At 67.9% G+C, this 21954-nt stretch carries 18 protein-coding genes and 1 pseudogene; 16 read left to right on the top strand and 3 right to left on the bottom strand.

Annotated elements, in window-relative coordinates; all coding sequences use genetic code 11:
- Positions 1-23 precede the first annotated feature (23 nt).
- The 10 genes from ACE3RQ_RS05090 to ACE3RQ_RS05045 all read left to right on the top strand — a co-directional run bounded on the left by ACE3RQ_RS05090 (position 24) and on the right by ACE3RQ_RS05045 (position 12958).
- A complete protein-coding gene (locus ACE3RQ_RS05090; RefSeq protein ID WP_374520570.1) occupies positions 24-3071 on the top strand; it encodes a glycosyltransferase in 3048 nt (1015 codons plus the stop codon).
- Positions 3072-3323: 252 nt separating this feature from the next.
- The gene (locus ACE3RQ_RS05085; protein ID WP_374520568.1) at positions 3324-4250 is read left to right on the top strand and encodes a hypothetical protein; all 927 of its coding nucleotides are present in this window, start codon (positions 3324-3326) and stop codon (positions 4248-4250) included.
- The gene (locus ACE3RQ_RS05080; RefSeq protein WP_374520566.1) at positions 4250-5257 is read left to right on the top strand and encodes a glycosyltransferase family 29 protein; all 1008 of its coding nucleotides are present in this window, start codon (positions 4250-4252) and stop codon (positions 5255-5257) included. The genes ACE3RQ_RS05085 and ACE3RQ_RS05080 overlap by 1 nt, the downstream gene beginning before the upstream one ends.
- Positions 5250-7361, top strand: a complete 2112-nt coding sequence (locus tag ACE3RQ_RS05075; protein WP_374520564.1) for a capsular polysaccharide biosynthesis protein — start codon at positions 5250-5252, stop codon at positions 7359-7361. Before ACE3RQ_RS05080 ends, ACE3RQ_RS05075 begins: the two co-directional genes overlap by 8 nt.
- 48 nt (positions 7362-7409) lie before the next feature.
- The gene (gene rfbC / locus ACE3RQ_RS05070) at positions 7410-7955 is read left to right on the top strand and encodes a dTDP-4-dehydrorhamnose 3,5-epimerase (RefSeq protein ID WP_374520562.1); all 546 of its coding nucleotides are present in this window, start codon (positions 7410-7412) and stop codon (positions 7953-7955) included.
- Positions 7956-7963: 8 nt separating this feature from the next.
- Positions 7964-9118 carry a hypothetical protein gene (locus tag ACE3RQ_RS05065; protein ID WP_374520560.1) on the top strand — a complete coding sequence of 385 codons (1155 nt, stop codon included), beginning with the start codon at positions 7964-7966 and terminating at the stop codon, positions 9116-9118.
- Complete coding sequence (locus tag ACE3RQ_RS05060) at positions 9115-10482, top strand: cytochrome P450 (protein WP_374520558.1); 1368 nt, start codon at positions 9115-9117, stop codon at positions 10480-10482. Before ACE3RQ_RS05065 ends, ACE3RQ_RS05060 begins: the two co-directional genes overlap by 4 nt.
- The gene (locus ACE3RQ_RS05055; protein WP_374520556.1) at positions 10475-11215 is read left to right on the top strand and encodes an SGNH/GDSL hydrolase family protein; all 741 of its coding nucleotides are present in this window, start codon (positions 10475-10477) and stop codon (positions 11213-11215) included. Before ACE3RQ_RS05060 ends, ACE3RQ_RS05055 begins: the two co-directional genes overlap by 8 nt.
- Positions 11216-11219: 4 nt before the next feature.
- On the top strand, positions 11220-12605 hold the full coding sequence (locus ACE3RQ_RS05050) for a cytochrome P450 (RefSeq protein WP_374520554.1): 1386 nt from the start codon (positions 11220-11222) through the stop codon (positions 12603-12605).
- Entirely contained in the window at positions 12602-12958 is a 357-nt protein-coding gene (locus ACE3RQ_RS05045) for a hypothetical protein (RefSeq protein WP_374520552.1), read from the top strand. Before ACE3RQ_RS05050 ends, ACE3RQ_RS05045 begins: the two co-directional genes overlap by 4 nt.
- A 2-nt stretch (positions 12959-12960) precedes the next feature.
- Here the strand turns inward: ACE3RQ_RS05045 and ACE3RQ_RS05040 are convergent, their stop codons facing one another.
- A complete protein-coding gene (locus ACE3RQ_RS05040) occupies positions 12961-13845 on the bottom strand; it encodes a DMT family transporter (RefSeq protein ID WP_374520550.1) in 885 nt (294 codons plus the stop codon).
- A 35-nt stretch (positions 13846-13880) separates the two neighbouring features.
- Between ACE3RQ_RS05040 and pyrF the strand changes: the two genes are divergently transcribed.
- From pyrF to ACE3RQ_RS05025, 3 genes are all read left to right on the top strand, one after another.
- Positions 13881-14720, top strand: coding sequence for an orotidine-5'-phosphate decarboxylase (pyrF, locus tag ACE3RQ_RS05035; protein ID WP_374520548.1), 840 nt, complete (start codon positions 13881-13883; stop codon positions 14718-14720).
- Between the two features lie 82 nt (positions 14721-14802).
- Positions 14803-15507, top strand: coding sequence for a glutathione S-transferase family protein (locus ACE3RQ_RS05030; protein WP_374520546.1), 705 nt, complete (start codon positions 14803-14805; stop codon positions 15505-15507).
- Between the two features lie 28 nt (positions 15508-15535).
- Positions 15536-16153: a glutathione S-transferase family protein gene (locus tag ACE3RQ_RS05025; protein WP_374520544.1), complete on the top strand. Its 618-nt coding sequence runs from the start codon at positions 15536-15538 to the stop codon at positions 16151-16153.
- Between the two features lie 15 nt (positions 16154-16168).
- Here the strand turns inward: ACE3RQ_RS05025 and ACE3RQ_RS05020 are convergent, their stop codons facing one another.
- Positions 16169-17689 (bottom strand): CHAD domain-containing protein, encoded by a 1521-nt coding sequence (locus ACE3RQ_RS05020; protein WP_374520542.1) that lies wholly within the window; start codon positions 17687-17689, stop codon positions 16169-16171.
- Between the two features lie 196 nt (positions 17690-17885).
- Here ACE3RQ_RS05020 and ACE3RQ_RS05015 point away from each other — a divergent pair, with 196 nt between their 5' ends.
- The 3 genes from ACE3RQ_RS05015 to ACE3RQ_RS05005 are packed head-to-tail and all read left to right on the top strand — an operon-like array spanning position 17886 to position 20528.
- Positions 17886-19103, top strand: coding sequence for a DUF4382 domain-containing protein (locus tag ACE3RQ_RS05015; protein WP_374520540.1), 1218 nt, complete (start codon positions 17886-17888; stop codon positions 19101-19103).
- Positions 19104-19116: 13 nt separating this feature from the next.
- Positions 19117-19701: a hypothetical protein gene (locus ACE3RQ_RS05010; protein WP_374520538.1), complete on the top strand. Its 585-nt coding sequence runs from the start codon at positions 19117-19119 to the stop codon at positions 19699-19701.
- Positions 19702-19703: 2 nt separating this feature from the next.
- Positions 19704-20528 (top strand): MipA/OmpV family protein, encoded by an 825-nt coding sequence (locus ACE3RQ_RS05005; RefSeq protein WP_374520536.1) that lies wholly within the window; start codon positions 19704-19706, stop codon positions 20526-20528.
- On the opposite strand, the pseudogene ACE3RQ_RS05000 reads toward ACE3RQ_RS05005, so the two are convergent.
- Positions 20525-21954 (bottom strand): annotated as a pseudogene (locus ACE3RQ_RS05000) (excinuclease ABC subunit UvrA); the annotation flags it as partial. The gene ACE3RQ_RS05005 and the pseudogene ACE3RQ_RS05000 overlap by 4 nt on opposite strands.

Here is a 21954-nt window from a genome sequence, read left to right as displayed (position 1 = left end):
GGCTGTCTGCATCACACCCCAGAATGAATCACTACATATGCATTAATGAAAGCGGACTTACTGCACTTGGTGATCGATACAAGGTTCATGTGGCGGTTACAGTGCAGTCGTCAGTGCAAAACACGAACCTTTCAACCCATCTTATCTACGATGGCCCTATAACTGACTATATCAGACAGCTACAGGACCTTGGATGTTCAATTATTCAGCACGAGCTATCTTTCAAAGGAAGATTGCGCGATGTCTGCAATAAAAGCTCGGTTAACTTTGACGTTGCATCTGGCGCTTTTCTTCGCCTAGACATCCCGCTACTTGACAAGGGCGATGGATACGCCATTTACACTGACGTTGATGTCATGTTTCGGTCAGATCCAGATTTCTCCAGCCTATCGCCAACCATTATGGCTGCGGCGCCGGAAATGAATATAGAAAACTACAATCACATAAATTCCGGCGTTCTCCTCATCAATCTACCCGGCCTCCGACAAGAGATCCCGGATTTTACAGAAAAGATCTTGAGTGGAAATCTAAAGACCTCATCGGGCGACCCCTATGATCAAGGCCATATTAACGATTTTTTCCGCGGCAGATTAAACCGACTCGATCCCAAATTTAATTGGAAACCATACTGGGGGTTTAACGAAGAGGCAAGTATTGTGCATTGGCATGGTGTGAAGTATCCAGCCGCCAAGGCAATTTCGCTTGGGCTAGAGAAGACAATAACGAACTATCATCCCCACCCCGAGATTTACCGAAGATCACCATCGGGTTACCGTGCTTACATGGAGGAATATGAAAAGATTGTTAACACTCTTCCCAAATCCCTCCTAGGCGCCCGGCAAACAGGGAATAGATTTGACTCTCAAAAGACGTCAGCCCCCCCTTGTGGAAATGTGCTTAAAGTCGTTGGCTCCAGCCATGCGGTTCGCTGGCAATGGCACCTACGGGATGGATTAATCCCCAGTCGCCTTTCAGCGAATCGGTTCTTCGGCGTTGGCGGAGCCCCAGTTTGGTCTAGCACTCTGTTCGAGCAATCAGTCTCCGCGCTAGATGAGGCAGGAAGAATCATACTACTTGTACCTGATTTTCGTTTCGGGAACGAAATCGTTCTTGACTCAAAAGCAAACGCGGGGCCACTGCAACAAGATGGTTTTCTCGGCATCAACCCGGCCGCCTTAACAACTGAAAACGACCGTCTCATGCTGAAGCGCGGCATGGACGCTTTGCATTTGTGGCACCAGCGCTTTGGCGAACGTGCTCAGTATGTCTTTTGGTGTCTGTTCGGCCGTCAGGTTCATGACCGCTTGGCAGGCAAGTACGTCGGTGAAGGCCGGTACCACCACCCGGTATTCAACTACGACGAAATCACTGCGGCCCTTCCAGACCTGGAGATTATTGACCTGTCACCGCTGCTGCGCAGGCCAATGCATGACGTGCGACGCCTGTTCATCGACACATCTTCGCACCCCTCACAAGTCGGCTATTTGTTGCTGAACGGACTGCTGTTCGATGGTCTGGATGCTATTACCGCCTACGACCGGGCTGTGGCAACCGTCGAGGAGGACCTCGTTGCATTGGCGCGAAAAGCCCGTGAAAAGGTCGGCAAACCAGTGCTTCTGACAGGACGTTCGATCTGGCTGGATGTGCTGATGCAAATCCTCGGGGCGACCGGGGTATCGAAACTAGCCGAGGCCGGATTGGTCTTAGTGCCGCTTGATCGGCATCCAGGGCAGCCCACACCCGCTGAAATGTTGCAGCGATATCCGCTGGCCAGTTGTCAAGCGTTTGTGGTGTCAGCCGGTGGTGGCGATTTGTCGGCGTTGCTCGATCGTCTGTTCAGCACAGCATCCGGCTTCTGGCACAGCCAGCCATGTCTCGATTGGGAAAGCGCCACGGAACCGATAATCCGCCAACGTGGAGAAACACCGCAATTCATCCGTATCAATACTCAATTACCGGCCATCGGAGCCGCGATACGCTTGAATTTGCCGGCACATGCGGTGGAACAAGGCCCGCTCGGGATGCCCTCTTGGAGCGGTATAGTGGCTGTCCTGCAGGCATTAGCGGAAAAATTGGCTGCCTCACCCACTTGGCGCACCGAAGGTGAAGTATTGCTGACTCGGGACAATGTCGCTTTCCTGATCGGCGGTAACCATGCCGTGCTGAAGTTTGCGACCGGCGAACTCCGTCCTTCTGCGAAATCGCTAGCTGCTTTTCGCGCAAATATCGTTAGCCGCGTCGCACTAGCCCAAAACATAAGATGCCCATATTTGCATGTCATTTTCCCCGACAAGCACTCAGTGCTGAGCAATGCCTTTCCCATCACCCCCTTGCATCGGCTAGGTGACGCCTACATGGCGCAGCTAGGCCCAGCACTCAAGGCGCATGTCCTTTGGCCCGCCGACCAATTGAAGCTCGAGACGGAAAATCCTTATCTGCCGCTAGATACCCACATGACAGATCTCGGCTCATTGGCGGTCCTACGAATGATGTTGCAGGCAATCGGCATGGAAGCAAATGTCGCACTGGATCGAATCCGTTCGCGCATTGTTCGACCGCAGCGCTGGCAGGGCGACCTAGGAAGTAAGTTCGACCCACCATTGTTTCAGGAGGGGCTAGTGCTAGAGCCCGATTGGCCACAGAAAAAATTCCGTAGCTCTGGTGGTTTCAACGACGGTATGGTGGACGTCGTGTTCAATACCGAAGCATTAGCGGACAAGACGGTGCTATTGCTCGGGGACAGTTTCTTCCGAATGATGCTAGACCATCTCAGTGCGGTGTTTTCGCGGGTGATTTGCCTACGTACCCGATTCCTTCACCCCGAGATGATCACCCTCATCAAGCCAGATATCATCTTCACAGGAAATGCCGAGCGATACCTTTCAAATGTCATCCCCGACACCGAGGCCCATGCTTTTGCACTCTACCCATATCTGAGGGGCGCTTCTGATTTAATTATGGATGACCAATTTCTCAAGGCGTGGGCGGCTGTAACTGCGCCTGACTCAGAACGGAGTAAGCGGTTCTTTGCCGAGCTCGGCTTTGAACTCAGAGCATCAAAAGACAATTAATACAACTTCTTTTCAGCCAAACGGAAAACACACCACTCGCATCGGATTAGATCAGATAGATCCACGAAATGGACACGAAGACAGTATCCATATCCTTCGGCAAGATCTATTTACTGAGTCAATCATGAAATTTGTGCTCACGGAATGAGAATTTCATTCGCCACCACAGCGAAGAACCCCAGATTCATAAACTCTGATCCGGCGTTTCTTTATCGCTGCTCAAACGTATCCGGCGGAAATGTTGACCTCAACTTGCATCTTTGGACCGGCCACATCACCCAACTCCCCTGGTGGCAACCCTGGGACGCCGTGGTGTTCCACCGCCCACGTGACACCTGGCGCCTGCGATTCCTGACCCGTTGGCTGGCCCGCCGGGGCACAAAGCTGATCGCCGATTTCGACGACCTGGTGTTTGACCCGGCGCTGGCCCGTTACAGCCCTGGGGTGCTGAACGGCCTGGTGTCGCTGGAGGCCACGCAGGCGCAGTTCCGCTCGCACCAGCGGGCGGCGGCGCGGTTTGATGTGATCACCGTGTCCACGCCCCCTCTGGCGGTGCATGCCCAGGCCATTCCGGGCTCAGCGGCCAAGGTGGTGGTGGTGCCCAATGCGCTGCACTGGTCGTGGCTGAGCATGCACGCCCACCCCGAGCCGGGGCCTGAGCCTGTGTTGAGCTACCTGCCCGGCACGCGCAGCCATGACCGCGATTTCGCCACGGTGGCCGGCGGCCTGGGCCGGGTGCTGCAGCGCCACCCCGAGGCGCGCCTGTCGGTCACGGGGCCGCTCAATTTCGATGTGCCGGGTGTGGCGCAGGGGGCCGGGCGCGTGGTGCACCAGCCCAAGGTGCCGTTTGAGCGTTACCACGAGCTGTTTCGGGGCGTGCACGTGAACCTGGCCCCGCTGGAGGCCACGCCGTTTACCGAATGCAAATCGGCCATCAAGGTGATGGAGGCGGCGTGGTGGGGCATTCCCACGGTGTGCTCTGCGCTGCCCGACGCGGCCCGCTTTGCCGACGCGGGCGCGGTGATGGTCGATTCGCCGGCCGACTTTGAAGAAGCCACCCACGCCCTGCTGCGCCAGGGCTGGCAGCCGCGCGGCTTGCGCGAGCGCGTGCGCCCGCTGGCCGATATTCACGCGGTGGCACGCCAGTGGCGCGCCGATGTGCTGGGGCTGACCGACTGATGCCGCCTTTGCTTGCCCATGCCAGGGGCCTGTGGGCCGCGCGGCAGCGCAGCCTGGGCCATTACACGCGGGCCACGCTGGCCGCTTACCTGGCGGCCTGGCGCCAACAGCCCACCCCTGCCCGCTTGCTGGCCTGGCTGGCGTTTCGGCGAGACATGGGCTTGCCGGTGCCGGCGCGCTTCGTGCCTGCCCTGCGCGATGGCTTGCCCCGGCTGGAGGCGCCGCGGCGCCGGGCGGCCCTGGGCCTGCTGGCAGAGGCGCGCCCAGAGAGCGTTGGCCAAGTGAAGCCGCACTGGCTGGCCGATGCTGCGCCACATGTGCCGCCCGTGGCCGCCAACGTGTTGCCCGCCAGCCCCCTGGCCCGGGTGGCGCGCCTGCAGGCCGATTGGCGCCATGCCTTCGCGGCTGAGGTGGCCCGCGCCGCCAATGGGCGTGGCGTGCAGGTGGTGGGCAATGCCGCAGGCTTGCGCGGCCAGAGCCTGGGCGCTGCCATTGACGCCGCTGAACTGGTGGTGCGCTTCAACCAATTTGCCACTGGCCCGCAATGGGCGGCCGACGTAGGCCAGCGCACCGATGTGTGGGTGGTGTCGCCCGGGTACGACGGCCCCACCCCTGCGGCGGTGCGCTGGGTGGTGGTGTCTGGCCCCGACATGCTGTTTCGGCTGCAAGACTGGCGCTACCTGGGCCCGCTGCTGCAGCAGGACACACCCGTGTTGACGGTGCCCCTGCCCCAGTGGCGCGCCTGTGTGGCCACCTTGCAGGCACCGCCCAGCGCGGGGGTGCTCATACTGCAGTGGCTGCGCTCGCTCAACGCGGGCCGGGGCTGGGCGGGCATCCGCGCGGCGGGCATAGGTTTTGGGGTCGGTCCACGCCAGCAGCCTTACCACCTGGCGCTGCCACAGCAGAAACCGGGGCACCGCCACGCCTGGCCGGCAGAGGCTGCCTGGCTGGCCCGCTGGCAGGCCGAGGGTTTGCGCCGCCTCGACGCGGGGGCCGCCCATGGCTGAAGCCCTGCCCTGGCTCACGGCCAGCCCTGCCCTGCGCCGCCTGCCGGGCCTGCCCGCGCTGCTGGGTGCCCCGGTGCGCCACGCCGGGCCGGGGCGCGGCGTGCTGGCCTGGGGCCAGAAGCCCAGCGCGCAGCGGGCGCGCTGGCTGGCCCGCTGGCGCGGCCTGCCCCTGCTGCGGCTGGAAGACGGCTTTCTGCGCTCCTTCGGCACGGGTGACCGCTTTCCGCCCTTGTCCATCGTGGTGGACGAGGTGGGCATTTATTACGACAGCACCCGCCCTAGTGCGCTGGAGAACCTGCTGCAAAGCGAGGTGGATGTGCTGGCCGGCCACAGGGCCACGGTGGCGCAGGCGCGGGCCTTGATGCAGCGCCACGGCCTGAGCAAATACAACCACGCACCGCCGCTGGCGCAGGTGGAAGCGCAGCAGGCGGCGCAGGGCCTGCCGCCCTTGCTGCGCCCGCAAGACCGCCAGCGCGTGCTGGTGGTGGACCAGACCGCGGGTGACCTGAGCATTGCCCTGGGCGGCGCCAGCGCGCAGACCTTTGCCGACATGCTGGCCGCCGCGCTGGCCGAGCACCCGCAGGCCACCGTGTATGTGAAAACCCACCCCGAGGTGTCGGCCGGGCGCAAGGGCGGGCACTTTGGCGCGCTGGGCAACAGCGATCGCGTGGTGGTGCTGCGCCAGGCCATTGAGCCGGCCAGCCTGCTGCGCGAGATGGACCATGTGTACGTGGTCAGTTCCACCTTGGGGTTTGAGGCGCTGCTGGCGGGCAAACCTGTCACCTGCTTTGGCCTGCCCTGGTACGCGGGCTGGGGTGCCACCCAAGACCGCCAGCGCTGCCCGCGCCGCACGCGCACGCGCTCGGTGGACGAGCTGTTCGCCGCGGCCTACCTGCACCACGCGCGCTACCTGAACCCCGACACCCTGCAGCGCGGCACCATTCTTAACGTGATCCATTGGCTGGCCCGCCAGCGCCGCGAGGCGGGCTTGCTGGACGACACCCGCCCGCCCATTCGGCGCGGCATCACCGTGGGCTTTCCGCGCTGGCGCCGATACAACCTGAGCCCCATGCTCGGCGTGCACCTGCCGGCGCTGACACACGCCCCCACGGCCGAAGCCGCCGCCGCCCTGCACCCCACCGCCGCAGACGCGCTGGTGAGCTGGGGCACGCCCAAGCCGGGCATGGCCGAGTTGGCGCAGCGCACTGGCGCGCGCCTGGTGCGGGTGGAAGACGGCTTTGTGCGCTCGGTGGGCCTGGGCTCAGACCTCATTCGCCCGCGCTCGCTGGTGCTGGACGCCGAGGGCATTTACTTTGACCCGAGCCAGCCCAGCGCGCTAGAGCGCCTGCTGGCCACGGCGCCATTTGGCGCCGACGAACTGGCCGAGGCCGCGCGGGTGCGGGCGTTCATCGTGGCCCACGGCATCACCAAATACAACCACGAGCCGCGCGAGCCCGCCCGCTGGGCCACGCAAGGCCGGCGCGTGGTGCTGGTGCCTGGCCAGGTGGAAGACGACGCCTCCATTCGCCTGGGCTGCACCACCGTCAAGACCAACGCAGCGCTGCTGCAAGCCGCGCGCGCTGCCTGCCCCGATGCCTTCATCGTCTACAAGCCGCACCCCGACGTGAGCAGCGGCAACCGCGCGGGTGCCCTGGCGCTGGCCCAGGCCCGCCAGTGGGCCGACCACGTGGAGCCCCACCTCTCGGTGGTGAGCTGTATTGACGCCTGCGACGAGCTGCACACCATGACATCGCTCGCCGGTTTCGATGCGCTGCTGCGCGGCAAGCGCGTGGTCACCCACGGCCAGCCCTTCTACGCCGGCTGGGGCCTCACCGACGACCGCGCCGTGGGTGGCGCGGCCCTGGCGCGGCGGCACCGCCAGCTCAGCCTGGACGAGCTGGTGGCCGGCACGCTGCTGCGCTACCCCATTTACTGGGACTGGACCTTGCGCGGCCACACCACCTGCATGGCGGTGCTGCGCCAGTTGCAGGCCGAGCGCGACGCGCTGGTCGCCAGCGGCGGCCTGGACGCGCTGCGCAGCGGCTGGGCGCGGCGGCAGGCCCGCAAGGCCCGTATCCTTCTGCACGCCTGGCTCAAGGGCTGACCCTAGGCCTTGCCCTGACCGCACAAAACCCTCACACCATCGAATCGCATGCAAGTCACCCGCACCGACATCCCCGACGTTCTCATCCTGGAGCCCAAGCTCTTTGGTGACGCCCGTGGCTTCTTTCTGGAAAGCTACAACCAGCGCAGCTTCCAGGAAGCCACCGGCCTGAGCGTGCCATTTGTGCAAGACAACCACAGCCGCAGCCGCAAGGGCGTGCTGCGCGGCCTGCACTACCAGGTGCAGCAGCCGCAGGGCAAGCTGGTGCGCGTGGTGCGCGGGGCCGTGTTTGACGTGGCGGTGGACATTCGCGTGGGCTCGCCCACCTTTGGCCGCTGGGTGGGGGTGGAACTGAGCGAAGACAACCACCGCCAGCTCTGGATTCCGCCCGGCCTGGCGCACGGCTTCGTGGTGCTCACCGAAGTGGCCGACTTCCTCTACAAAACCACCGACTACTACGCCCCCGCGCACGAGCGCTGCCTGATGTGGAACGACCCCGAGGTGGGCATTGCCTGGCCCGACCTGGGCGAGCCCCCGCTGCTCTCGGCCAAAGACCAGCAAGGCCACGCGCTGCGTGACCTGCTGGCCACCTGACGCCCACCATGAACGAAGCACCCGCGCTGCGTCGCCGGCGCGTGCATTACTTCAGCGGCTTCGACCCGCGCGGCCCGGCCTTCTACCACCGGCTGTGCCGCGACGAAGCCGCCAAGCCCCAGCCCCAGGGCGGGCACTTCAGCGTGGGCCGGCGCGAGCGCCTCTCGCCCCTGAACAGCCGCTGGCGCGTGCAATGGCACGCCCAGCCCGATGGCCACCCGGCGGTGGACACCGAGCACGTGTTCATGGGCTGGGACGACATCATTCGCCGCCACTGGAGCCGCCGCCCCGGCGCGCTGCTGCGCGAGTTCTTCGGCACTTACGCCGGCATTGCACAAGGCGTTGGGCCCATGCGGGCAAGGGCCTTGTCGCGCACCGCGTTTCTCACCGGCATCTTGCCGGCGGTGTACCTGCTGGGCACGCTGGCCCTGGGGGCGCTGGCCGGTGCGCTGCTGGCGCTGCTCATCGGGCCGCTGGCCTGGGCGCTGGGCGCGGCGCTGGTGGCGGGGCTCTGGGCCTTTGGCGCGAAGCAGGGCCTGTTCTGGCTGCTGCGCATCTTCACCTTCATCATCCGCAGCGGGCGCGCCCCGCTGCCCGAGATGCAGGCCCGCGCCCGCGAATGGGCCGACACCGTGATCGCCATGCAGCAGGCCGACCCGGTGGACGAGGTGCTGCTGGTGGGCCACAGCGTGGGCACGCTGGTGATGGTGGACGCGGTGGACCTGCTGCTGGCCGACCCGCGCTGGCAAGCCCTGCCCGCCAGCCAGCCCACGCGCATGGTCACCCTGGGCCAGTGCATTCCCTTCGTGGCCCTGGTGCCCACCGCCACCCACCTGCGCGAGGCCCTGCACCGCCTGAGCCACCACCCCCGGTTGATGTGGTGGGACGTGACGGCCCGCATTGACCCGCTGTGCTTCTACAACGTGCACCCCCTGGCGGGCAGCGGCGTGCCGCACCGGGGCGCGCCCCAGCCGCTGCGGCACAACGCCAAGTTCTTCCAGATGTACGAGCCCGCGCGCTGGGCCCACATCCGGCGCGACAAGCTCACCACCCACTTCCTCTACCTCATGACACCGGACAAGCCCGGCAACTTCCAGCCGCTGGACGTGCTCTACGGCCCGCGCACGCTGGCCGAGCAGGTGCAACGCAAGGGGGAGCCGTGATACCGCCGCGCCCCGAACCTTCCAGCCAGCGCCGCCTGGGCCTGCGCGGCTTCGCGCGGGTGGCCCACTCGTGGCTGGACGCGCTCACCGCGCGCAGCTACGACATGCTCATGGGCCACTTCTGGCTGCCGGCCATGCGGGTGTTCGTCATCAATGACCCGGCCTGGGTAGAGCGCATCCTGGTGAGCGAGCCGCAGCACTACCCCAAGCACCGGCACATGCACGAGGCGCTGGAGCCGCTCATTGGCTCCAGCCCCTTCACCACCAACGGGCCACTGTGGCAGCGCCAGCGCGCCATGCTCGACCAGGCCTTTGGCCACGCCCGCCTGGGCCGCGTGTTCCCGCTGATGCAGGCCGCCTGCGCCGACATGCTGGGCCGCCTGGCCCCCGGCGAGCTGGACGTGGACGGCGCCATGACGCACGTCACCGCCGACATCGTCTACCGCACCATCTTCTCGCGGCCGCTGCGCGGCGACGAAGCCGAGCGCCTGTTCGACGCCTTCACCCGCTACCAGCGCTTGTCGCAGCGGGTGGTGTTTCTGAAGCTGCTGCGCCTGCCCTCGCTGGGCCTGGGGCGGCGGCGCCAGCGCCACGCGGCGGTGATTCGCGGCTTTCTGGCGCAGCGCGTGCACGAGCGCTTCGCCACGCTGGCGCCCGAACAAGAGGCACAGGGCGCCGACATCCTGGCCGGGCTGCGCAGCGCGCAAGACGCCCAAGACGGCTCACGCCTGAGCGAGACCGAGGCGCTGGACCAAATCTGCATGCTCTTTCTGGCGGGGCACGAAACCTCGGCCAGCGCCTTGAGCTGGTGCCTGTACCTGCTGGCCGAATGCCCCGAGCTGCAAGACAACCTGCGCGCCGAGTGGCAGGACGTCACCGGCGGCGGCGAGCTGCAGGCCGCCGATGCGCGCCGCCTGGTGCGCCTGCACGCCCTGTTTCGCGAGGTGCTGCGCCTGTACCCCCCGGTGGGCTACTTCCCGCGCGAGGCCACCACCGACCACGAGATTCGCGGCGCCCGCGTGCGCCGGGGGGACGCGCTGCTGGTGATGCCCTGGCTGCTGCACCGCCACCGCCGCTGGTGGACCGAACCCGACGCCTTTGACCCCAGCCGCTTCGGGCCCGGGGGCCACAGCCAGCACCCCAAGGGGGCCTACCTGCCCTTCGGCCTGGGCGCGCGCGCCTGCATTGGCGCGGGCTTTGCGCAGCAAGAGGCGGCGCTCATTCTGGGTAGCCTGTTGCAGCGCTTTGAGCTGCACCCCGGCAGCGGCCCCACACCGCGCGTGGTGGGCCGGCTCACCGTGCGCTCAGACGAGGGCATTCGCGTGCGCCTGGTGCCACGCCCAGCGGGGGCGGCCGGTGGCTGACTGGCGCCTGCCCTTGCTGCGCTGGGCCCAGGCCCGGCGCGAACGCCGCGCCACGCACACCGTGCTGGTGCTGGGCGACTCACACGTGCGGGTGTTTGAGCACTGGTGGTTTCTGTGGGCGCTGCCCCGCGTGCGCTGGCACATCGAATACGTGCCCGGCGGCACCGCCACCGGCCTGCCCAACCCGAAGTCGCAAACCCAGGCGGCCTCGCGCTTTCTGGCGGCGCTGCGGTCGGTGCCGCACGACAGCGTGGTGCTCAACCTGGGCGAGGTGGACACGGGCTACACCATCTGGGCCCGCGCCGCCCGAGAAGCCCAGGACGCGCAGGCCCCGCAACGCCTGATGCAGCAGGCCGCCGACCGCTACATCGCCTTCATCACCGAACTCGCCGCCCACCACCGCCTGCTGGTGGTGAGCGCGCCCCTGCCCACCCTGCCCGACGACTTCGAGCCCGCCAACGCCGTGGGCACCACCCGCAAGGCACTGCCCCACACCCAGGCCGAGCGCACCGCCCTCACCCTGGCCTTCAACGACCGCGTGGCCGCCGCCTGCGCCGCGCTGGGCGTGCCCTACCTGGACGACCGCGCCGCCAGCCTCGGCCCCGATGGCCTGGTGAGCCCCGCCTGGCAGCGCCGCGACCGCGCCGACCACCACTACCATCGCGGCACCTACGCCCGCTGGCTGGCGCGCGCGCTCAAGCCACACCTGCGAACGCTGGCGCCCGCGCCCTGACCCCATGCATTTCTGCCCCGCCTACCCGAAGCCCCGCAAGAGCAAGGCCTCCAGCCTGCTGATGTTCTTCAGCGCCCGCCGCTCGTGGCTGGACGCGCTGTACGAGCGCAGCTACGCCATGCAAATGGGCGAGGTGCACCTGCCCGGCCTTGACCTGTACATGGTGAACGACCCGGCGCTGGTGCGCCGCGTGATGGACGACGAGGCCGAGCAGTTCCCCAAAAGCCCGCTGCTGGGCGAGGCCCTGCAACCCCTGCTGGGCGAGAGCATCTTCACCACCAACGGCGCGCAGTGGCGCCGCCAGCGCGACATGATGGACCCGGCCTTCGCGCAGGCGCGGCTGGCGGTGGCCTTCCCGGTGATGCAGGCCGCCACCCAGGCCATGCTGCAGCGCCTGGCCGCGCTGCCAGACGGCGCCGAGCACGACATCGAGGTGGAGATGACGCACGTGACGGCCGACATCATCTTCCGCACCATCTTCTCGGTGCCCATGGAAGGGGCTGATGCGCGCCGCATCTTTGAGGCCTTCGCCCGCTTCCAGGCCATCGCCCCGCGCCTGCTGCTGCCCTCCATCTATGGCCTGCGCTGGCTGGTGTGGCCCTGGGACGTGTGGCACAGCCGCCGCGCCGCGCGCGAGATTCGCGGCCTGCTGGAGCAACTCATTCGCCCGCGCTTTGACGCCCACCAGGCCGGGCAAGCGGCCGCGCACAGCGACATCTTGCAAAGCTTCATGGAAGCGCGCGACGCCACCAGCGGCCAGCCCTTCGGCTTTGACGAGCTGGTGGACCAGGTGGCCATGCTGTTCCTGGCCGGGCACGAAACCTCGGCCAGCGCCCTCACCTGGGCCGCCCACCTGCTGGCCAACGCGCCCGAGGTGCAAGAGCGCGCCCACGCCGAGGCGCTGGCGCAACTGGGCGATCGCGCCTCCGAGGTGGGTGACATGAAAGCGCTGGCGCTCACGCGCAATGTGTTTCGCGAAACGCTGCGCCTGTTTCCGCCCGTGGGCTTCATGGCGCGGCAGTCGGCCGGCGCCTGCACCCTGCGCAAGAAGCCGGTGCGCGAAGGCGCCACGGTGGTGGTGGCGCCCTGGCTCATCCAGCGCCACCGCGGCCTGTGGGCCGAGCCCGACGCCTTCAACCCCGACCGCTACCAAGGCGACGCCTCGCGCGAATCGCTGCGCCAGGGCTACCTGCCCTTTGGCATGGGCCCGCGCGTGTGCCTGGGCGCGGCCTTCGCGCTGCAAGAGGCCACGCTCATCCTGGCCAGCCTGCTGCGGCGCTACCGCCTGGCCGCGGTGCCGGGCCACGTGCCGCGCCCGGTGGGCCGGCTCACCATTCGTTCGGCCAACGGCGTGCGCCTCACCCTGCACCGGCGGGAGGGCTCGGCATGAGCACGGTGAAAGAACGCGCGGCCGGTTTTCTGCTGATGTGCGCCGTGGTGCCGCTGGCGGTGCTGGGCTACCTGCTGCTGGTGTGGATCGGCGTCTTCGGCCCCAACGCGCGCGGCCGCGCCGGCGTTCGCGCACTCGACCACTTCGTGAACGCCACCGTGTTCAACGGCTACGCGTGGGAATCGATCTCGTCGCATGCCTGGCGGGTGCGCGAGCACAAGCGCTGGGCACGCTTCGTCATTCGCGTGACCGACCGCTTTCAGAAAGACCACTGCATGCGCGCCAACAAGCGCGAACAGCCGGTGGTGGACCTGATCGTGAAGGCCAAACTCGACAAGCAGACGATCTTCTGAGCTCAGCGCCCAGCGCGCGAAGGCAGCAACACCGAGCCGATCGACACCATCACCAGCCCCACCGCCGCCCAGTCCTGCCAGTGCAGGGTCTCGCCCAGCCACCAGGCGCCGCTGAACACACCCAGCACCGGAATGAACATCACCGACAGGGTGGAGGCCACCGGCGGCAGCTCGCGCGCCAGCATCAGCCACGCCACCTGGGCGAAGGCGAACACGCCCACCGCGTTGTAAAGAATCGAAGCCCACTGCCCGGGCGTGGGCCAGTGCCAGTACTGGCGCTCGAACAGCACGGCCAGCGCCGTCATCCACACGGTGGCCACCACCGTCATCCAGAACGACAGCGTCAGCGTGGACTGGGGCAGCTTCGTGCGCCGCATGAGTTGGGTGCCCACCGCCCAGGCGCAAGCCGCCACCAGCATCATCACCACGCCCGACGGGCGGCCGGTGAGCGTGGTGACCTCGTGCCACAGCAACAGCACCACCCCCAGCGCGGCGGCCCCCACCCCGCCCCAGGCGCGGGCCGAGAGGCGCTGGCTCAGGAAGAGCGCGCCGATCACGGCCGAGAACACCGGCATGGTGTAGCCCAGAATCGCCGCGCGGCCGCTGGACAGGCTTTGCACCGCCAGGATCGCCAGCGTGTGCCAGATGAGCATGTTGAACACCGTGAGCACGCCGAACTCGCGCCAGTGCTCGCGCCCGATGCGCAGTGGCTCGCGCCGCCACAGCACGAAGGCGCCCAGCAGCGGCAGGCCCAGCCACATGCACAGGGTGCGGAAGGTCAGCGGCGGGTAACCGGTGACGCCGAACTTCATGATCGGCCAGTTGATGCCCCAGACCAGGGTGACGAGCGCGAGCAGGATGAGTTGGCGGCGGTTCAGGGCGGGCATGGGGGCGCAGTGTAGGGGCCGCCTAAAATCCGCGCATGAACTTCCTCGACATGTTGCGCAGCGCCGAGCGCCAAAACCGTTCCTTGCTGTGCGTTGGCCTGGACCCGGACCCGGCCAAGTTCCCCGCCCACCTCAAGGGCGACGCCAGCCGCATTTACGACTTCTGCGCCGCCATCGTCGAGGCCACGGCCGACCTGGCCATCGCCTTCAAACCCCAGATCGCCTACTTCGCCGCCCACCGCGCCGAAGACCAGTTGGAACGCCTGGTGGCGCTGATGAAGCGCGTCGCCCCGCAAGTGCCGGTGATTCTGGACGCCAAGCGCGGCGACATCGGCAGCACCGCCGAGCAGTACGCCATCGAGGCCTTCGAGCGCTACGGGGCCGACGCCGTCACGCTCTCGCCCTTCATGGGCTTTGACTCGGTGCAGCCCTACCTGAAGTACCACGGCAAGGGCGCCTTCCTGCTGTGCCGCACCTCCAACCCCGGCGGCGACGACCTGCAGGCCCAGCGCCTGGCCTCGGTGGACGGCCAGCCCCTGCTGTACGAACACGTGGCCCGCCTGGCCCAAGGGCCCTGGAACCTCAACGGCCAGTTGGGCCTGGTGGTGGGCGCCACCTACCCCACCGAGATCGAGCGCGTGCGCGCCCTGGCCCCCACGCTGCCCCTGCTCATTCCGGGCGTGGGCGCCCAGGGCGGCGACGCCACCGCCACGGTGCGCGCCGGCCTGCGCGCGCAGGGCGTTGAGGTCACAGGCCCGATCGTGGTCAACTCCTCGCGCGCCATCCTCTACGCCAGCAGCGGCACCGACTTCGCCGCCGCCGCCCGCACCGTGGCCGAGCGCACCCGCGCCGAGCTGCAGGCCGCCCGCGGCTGAAGGCCCGCTGTCGCGTTGCCTGCGCGACAGCCACCGGGCACCCCACGGCCTAGCATGGGCCAGCTTTTTTGCCGGGGTGCCCATGATCGATCTCTACACCGCCGCCACGCCCAACGGGCACAAGGTGTCCATCGCGCTCGAAGAACTGGCTCTGCCCTACACGCTGCAGGTGCTTGACCTGAGCCGGGGTGACCAGAAGACGCCCGCGTTTCTGGCCATCAACCCCAATGGCCGCATCCCCGCCATCGTGGACCGCGAGGCCGACGACTTCGCGGTGTTCGAGTCGGGGGCCATCCTCATTTACCTGGCCGAAAAAACCGGGCGCCTCATGCCCACCGACGCCAAGGGCCGCTCGCGCGTGCTGCAGTGGCTGATGTTCCAGATGGGCGGGGTGGGGCCCATGATGGGCCAGGCCAATGTGTTCTTCCGCTACTTTCCGGAGAAAATCACAAGCGTGATTGACCGGTACCAAGGCGAAACCAAGCGGCTGTTCCGGGTGCTCGACGGCCACCTGCAGCACCACGAATACCTGGCGGGCGACTACTCCATTGCCGACATCGCCAACTGGGCCTGGGTGCGCACGCACCGCTGGTCGGGCGTGGAGATCGACGACCTGCCCCACCTCAAGCGCTGGCGCGATGCGATCCGCGCGCGCCCGGCGGTGCAGCGCGGCATTGAGGCGCCGCCCTCGCAGGTGGACCTCACGCGCGACGGCGACGAGGCCGCCGCCCGCTTCTCGGCCAACGCCCGCACCATCGTGGAGACCGGCCAAAGCCTCAAGGGCTGAGGCCCCGACAACAAGAGGAGACCCCCGCATGAAGTTGTACGTGTCGCCGCGCGCGCCCAACCCGCGCCGCGTGCTGATGTTTCTGGTGGAAAAGAACATCAGTGGCCTGGACCTGGTGAACGTGGACCTGAACGCCCAGGAGCACAAGACGCCCGAGTACCGCGCCAAGAGCCCGCTGGCCCGCGTGCCCGCGCTGGAGTTGGACGACGGCCGCGTGCTCACCGAAACCCGCGCCATCTGCACCTTCATGGAAGGCCGCGTGCCCGAGCCCAACCTGATGGGGCGCACCGCCGAAGAGCGCGCCTTCATCGAAATGGCCGACCGCCGCGTGGAGTGGTACCTGATGCTGCCCATGGCCAACTCGATTCGCCACACCCACCCCGGCCTGGCGCCGCTGGAGCAGCCGCAGTTCCCCGATTACGGGCAATCGCAGTTCCAGAAGGCGCTGGAGGGTGCGCGCTGGCTGGATACGGAACTGCAGCGCCAGCCCTGGGTGGCCGGTGACCGCTTCACCATTGCCGACATCACCGCCTTCTGCGCGGTGGACTTCGCCCGACTGGCCCACTTCAAGCCAGCCGACCATGGCCTGCAAGCCCTGCAGGCCTGGCGCGACCGCGTGGCCGAGCGGCCCAGCGCCCTGGTCTGAGGGCGCGGCGGCCTCTCAGCCCCAGGGGCGCTCGGTGCGCTCCAGCCCCCGCTCCAGGCGCGGCAGGCCGCGCAAGCCCTGGCTCAGGGCCTCGGTGAGGCGCTCTTGCACCTCGGCCACGGCCTCATCGGCCAGGCCGGCGGGCACCTCGGCCAGCAGGAACTGGGCGGTGGTGAGGTCATTCAAGTCGCCCAACAAGGCCTGGGCATCAGCCAGGGTGGCGGCCGCCTGCGCGGCGCGCTTGGCGGGCAACAGGCTGGCCAGAAACTCCAGGGCGTAGCGCTGCTGTTTCACGGCCAGGCGCAAGGCGTGCCGCCCCTCCGGGCCGGCTTGGCGGGCCTCACGGGCTTGCTGACGCAGGCGTGCGTGGCGGCGGCGCAGGTGGGCGGCGGCCCAGCGCGCCAGCGCCTTGCCCTGGGCCTTGGCGTCGGGCGCAGACAAGGCCAGCACCCCACGCGTGAAGGCCAGCACCCGCAGCGCGTGCGCCGGGCTGGCCAGGGCGGCGGCGGCCCGCATGTCGGCCACCTGGCGCTGGGCCTGCACCCACTCGCGCAGCGCCCGCGCCGAGGGGCTGCGGTCGGTTTCCGGCAAGCGGGCGGGCAGCGTTTCAGTGACCAGCACGTCCCAGTTGCGGGCCTCGCCCAAAGTCTGCGCCAAGGCCTTCCATTCGGCGGCCCAATGGCGCGCGAAGCGCGGGGGCAGGTGGCGCTGGAACAGGCGCAGCCCGGTGCGCAGGCGGCGCAGGGCCACGCGGGCCTGGTGCACGAACTCGGGGTCTGGCTCGGGCAGTTGCACGCCGTCTTCATTGGCCTGCAGGTGCGCCAGGCACGACAAGGCGGCCGCCCGAAACGCCTCGACCGGGTGCATGTCGGGCTGCAGCGCCAGGGGCGCGGCCTTCACCGGCTGGGCGCGCTCGCCCAGAAACAAGGCGTAACCGCGCTCGGCCTTGCTGCGCTGGGCAGGGCGCAGGCGCAGGGCATGGCGGGCGTCGCCCTGCGGGCCTAGAGTCAGGGTGTGGGCCAGGTCCAGCAGGGCGTCCACCGGGCCGTCGAGCAGCTCCAGCTCCAGTTCCAGAATCGGCTGGGCCAGGGCGGCGCCACTGGTGATGGCGCCTTCGTCCAGCGCCACCTCGATGCGCGCGCCCGCGTGGTCCAGCCACCAGGTGCGCCGGTGAAAGTCGGTGCGAAACACCGGCACCAGTTGCCAGGCCACGCGCGAGAGGGCCGCGGCCAGCGTGGGCTCGTCCACCAGCGCGGCGAAATCAAAAGCCCCCGGGCGCGTGGGCGCCTCCCACTCGCCACGGCGCGACAGACCGCCCACCGACTGCCCGGCGGTTTTCACCGTGAGCAGCGTCTGCCGCCCCACCACACGCTCGCGCACCGCCATGCGCTGCTGGCGAAGCTGCAGGGTGGGGGTGTCGAAATAGGTGTTGAGCAGGTGCTGCCGCCGCGGTGTGGTGCGCAACAGGGGGTGCGCCAACAAGCGGGGCAGGTCGTCAGCGGCAAGGCTGAGCTTGAGTTCGGTTTCCTGTGCCATGGCAGCCGAGGGGCATGAGCCCACCAGTGAGGGAAAGCCTCTGAGTCTGCCAGCCAACACCCGATCCGACCAGCGGCGGGCTGGCAGCGCATCAGCGGCAAACATTACATCTGGTAACCCCCGAGAGTATGGGGGTGCCCAGAATTCGGAACCCCATGCCGCGACGGCATGGGGCTCACCTGCTCGGAGGACACCCATGAAAAAGACATTGCAATCGCTGGGCGCTGCTGCGCTGCTGGCTACGGTGGCCGCTTGTGGCGGCGGCGGCGATGGTGCCGGTACCGGCACGCTGCGCCTGGCCCTCACCGACGCGCCCGCCTGCGGCTACGAATCGGTCAACGTCACCGTGGAGCGCGTGCGGGTGCACCAGAGCAGTGGCGCGGCCGACAACGCGGCTGGCTGGTCGGAGATTGTGCTGGCCCAGCCCAAGACCATCGATCTGCTGGACCTGACCAACGGCGCCCTGGAAGAGCTGGGCCAGACCGCCCTGCCCGCGGGCAGCTACACCCAGCTGCGCCTGGTGCTGGCGGCCAACAGCGGCGGCAACGCTGACGCGAACTGGATCGTCAAGGAGGGCCAAACGGCCAAGATCGCCCTGGACACCCCCAGCGCCCAGCAGTCGGGCCTGAAGCTGAACGTGAACATGACGGTGCAACCGAACCAGGTGGCCGACTTCGTGATCGACTTCGATGCCTGCAAGTCGGTGGTGGTGGCGGGCAGCTCGGGCAAGTACAACCTCAAGCCGGTGTTGCGCGTGATTCCGCGCACCTTCACCGGCGTCTCTGGCGCCGTGGCGCAGGTGGGATCGGCCGTCTCGCTGCAACAAGCGGGCACCCCGGTGCGCGCCACCGTGGCCGACGCCCAGGGCAACTTTGTGCTGCGCCCGATTGAGCCGGGCAGCTACACCCTGGTCATCACCCGCCCCGGCTACGCGACCGCCGTGGTGAAAGAAGTGAGCGTGCCCTCGGGCCAGACCGTGGTGGTGGGCAGCGCCCCCATCGCGCAAGACGTGTCCACCGACGGCGTCACCCCTGGCGCGACAGCCACCGTTTCCGGCCAGGTGAGCACCACCGAGGCCACGGCGGTGGACGCCCTGGTGAGCCTGCGCCAGGCGCTCTCGGGTGGGCTGCCGATTGAACTGGCGGCGTTGCCCGTGCTTTCGGCCACGCCCACCGCCACCACCCAGGGCAACTACGCCTTCGCTGGCCTGCCGCTGAACGACCCGCGCGTGGCCACCTACTCGGCCTCGGGCGCCCCCTTGACCTTTGCCACAGACACCACGGTCGCTGGCAAACTGACGGTTCGAGCGGTGGCCAACGGCATCACCAAAGACGCCGGCCCGCTGACCCTGATCGCCGACACCGACACCAGCACCACCACCGGTGACCTGAGCGCCAACTTCACCTTCCCCTGAACCGAGACAAGCCATGAAGAAACCCACCCTCAAACTGCTGGGCCTGAGCCTGGTGATGGCCCTGAGCGCCGGCTGCGCCGTGGCCGAAAAGCCCGACCACGCCGGCGGCGGCAAACAGGACAAATGGGAGAAATCGGACAAGGGCGACCGGGGCAACAAGCACGATCGCGATGAGCGCCGCGAGCGCGGCGATCGACGCGATCGCGACGACGGCCCGCGCTACGTGCAAGGCGGTGACCGCGATCGCTCTTACGGCGGCGGCACCTCCATCAACATCCAGATCGGTGGCTACTTCGGCGAGCCCCAGCGCCGCGCCGCCTACGACTACTACGGCTCGCAGTTCCGCTCGGGCAACTGCCCGCCCGGCCTGGCCAAGAAAGGCAATGGCTGCCAGCCCCCGGGCCAGGCCAAGAAGTGGCGCGTGGGCTCGCGCCTGCCGTCTGACGTGGTGTATTACCCCGTGCCCAACAGCGTCTCGGTGCAACTGGGCGTGCCGCCTGCCGGCTACAAATATGTGCGCGTGGCGGCCGACATCCTGCTGATCGCCGTGGGCACCAGCATGGTGATCGACGCCATCGAAGACCTGGGCCGCTTCTGACCATGCCCGGCGCACGCCTGCCGCGCGCCCTCGCCTGCCTGCCGGCCCTGGCCGGCGGATGGGCCGCCGCGCAGGCGGCCGACCCGACCCTGGAGGCCAGCCGCGATTACCTGGTGGGCGCCTCCATCAGTTCAAGCCGCCCCCACCTGGGCACCGAAGACCAGCGCATCAGCGCGGGCGCGATGTGGGCCTTCCAACTGGGGCGCTTCCGTTTTGCCACCTCGGGCGCCAGCGCCCTGCTCAGCCAGGGCCGCCAACGCGTGGACTCGGGCGTGAGCACCGAACTGCGCGCCACCACCCACACCACCCTCAGTGCCTCGCTCTCTTTTGAGGAGGGGCGCGACTGGGACAAAGACCCGGTGTACCGGGGCCTGCCCGATGTGCGCTCCACCCTGCGCGGACGGCTGACCGCCAGCACCAGCCTGACATCGCGGCTCTCGGCTTCGCTGCGCGCCTCGCAAGACCTGCTGGGCCGAGACGGCGGCCTGCGCCTGGACGGTGGCCTGAGCTACCGCTACCCCATCTCCGACCAGACCCACTGGGACTTGTCGCTTGGCCTGGGCTGGGCCAACGGCACCTACAACCGCACGCATTACGGCATTGACGCCGCCAGCGCCGCCGCCACCGGCCTGCCCTTCCACACCCTGGGTTCGGGGATTGACAGCGCCTCCATCGGCTGGCGGCTCACCTCGGCCCTGAGCCGGCGCTGGGTGGGGTTTGCGGGCGTGAGCGTCTCGCAACTGCAGGGCGACGCCGCGCGCAGCCCGCTGGTGACCAGCCGCACCGTGTATGGCGCCTCGGTGGGCCTGGCCTACCGCAGCGACTAGGCCGCGGCGTCAGTTGCCAAGCCCGGCAGCAGCCGCGCCAGGTAACGCCCGGTGTGGCTCTCAGGGTGCGCGGCCACGTCTTCCGGCGTGCCCTGCACCACCACCGTGCCCCCACCCGCCCCGCCCTCGGGGCCCATGTCGATGACCCAGTCGGCGGTCTTGATCACGTCCAGGTTGTGCTCGATCACCACGATGGTATTGCCCGCGTCGCGCAACTGGTGCAGCACCTTGAGCAGCAGCTCGATGTCGGCGAAGTGCAGGCCGGTGGTGGGCTCGTCCAGGATGTAGAGCGTGCGGCCGGTGTCGCGCTTGCTGAGTTCCTGCGCCAGCTTCACGCGCTGGGCCTCACCGCCCGACAGCGTGGTGGCCGACTGCCCGAGCTGGAGGTAACTCAGGCCCACGTCCAGCAGGGTCTGCAGCTTGCGCGCCAGCGTGGGCACGGCACCAAAGAAGTCGTGCGCCTGCTCCACCGTGAGCTTGAGGATCTGCGCGATGTTCTTGCCCTTGTACTGAACCTCCAGCGTCTCGCGGTTGTAGCGCTGGCCCTGGCACACGTCGCAAGGCACGTACACGTCGGGCAGGAAGTGCATCTCCACTTTCACCACGCCGTCGCCCTGGCAGGCCTCGCAACGGCCGCCGGCCACGTTGAAGCTGAAGCGCCCGGGGCCGTAGCCGCGCTCGCGCGCGGTGGGGGTTTCGGCCATCAGCTCGCGGATGCCGGTGAACAGGCCGGTGTAGGTGGCCGGGTTGCTGCGCGGCGTGCGGCCAATGGGCGACTGATCCACGTTGATGACCTTGTCGAAGAACTCGATGCCCTCGATGGCGTCGTGCGGCGCGGGCTCGTCGTGCGAGCGGTACAGCGTGCGCGCCACGGCGGCGTACAGCGTGTCGTTCACCAGGGTCGATTTGCCCGAGCCCGACACCCCCGTGACGCAAGTGAACAGCCCCACCGGGAACGACACCGTCACGCCCTTGAGGCTGTGGCCGGTGGCGTTGACCACGCGAATGGCCTGCAGGTCGCCCAGCGAGGCCTCGTGCGCCGCCTGGCGCGCGGCGCGTCGCTCGGCCGCCGGGCTCATGGGGAAACGCGGCTTGGCCGGCGCGGCCTTGGGCTCGGCCTTCACCACGGGCAACCAGGGCGTGCGCCGCGATGGCACCGCGATCTGGCGCGCGCCGCTGAGGTACTGGCCGGTGACGGAGCCGGGCGTGGCCATGATCTGCTCGCAAGTGCCCTGGGCCATCACGTGGCCACCGTGCACGCCCGCGCCCGGGCCCATGTCGATCACGTGGTCGGCGGTGCGGATCATGTCCTCGTCGTGCTCGACCACCAGCACCGAATTGCCCAGGTTGCGCAGGTGCTGCAGCGTGGCAATCAGGCGGTCGTTGTCGCGCTGGTGCAGGCCGATGCTGGGCTCGTCCAGCACGT

It is taken from the genome of Hydrogenophaga sp., from assembly GCF_041913525.1.
Taxonomy (GTDB): domain Bacteria; phylum Pseudomonadota; class Gammaproteobacteria; order Burkholderiales; family Burkholderiaceae_C; genus Hydrogenophaga.
This window is presented reverse-complemented; position numbering and strand designations above follow the sequence as displayed.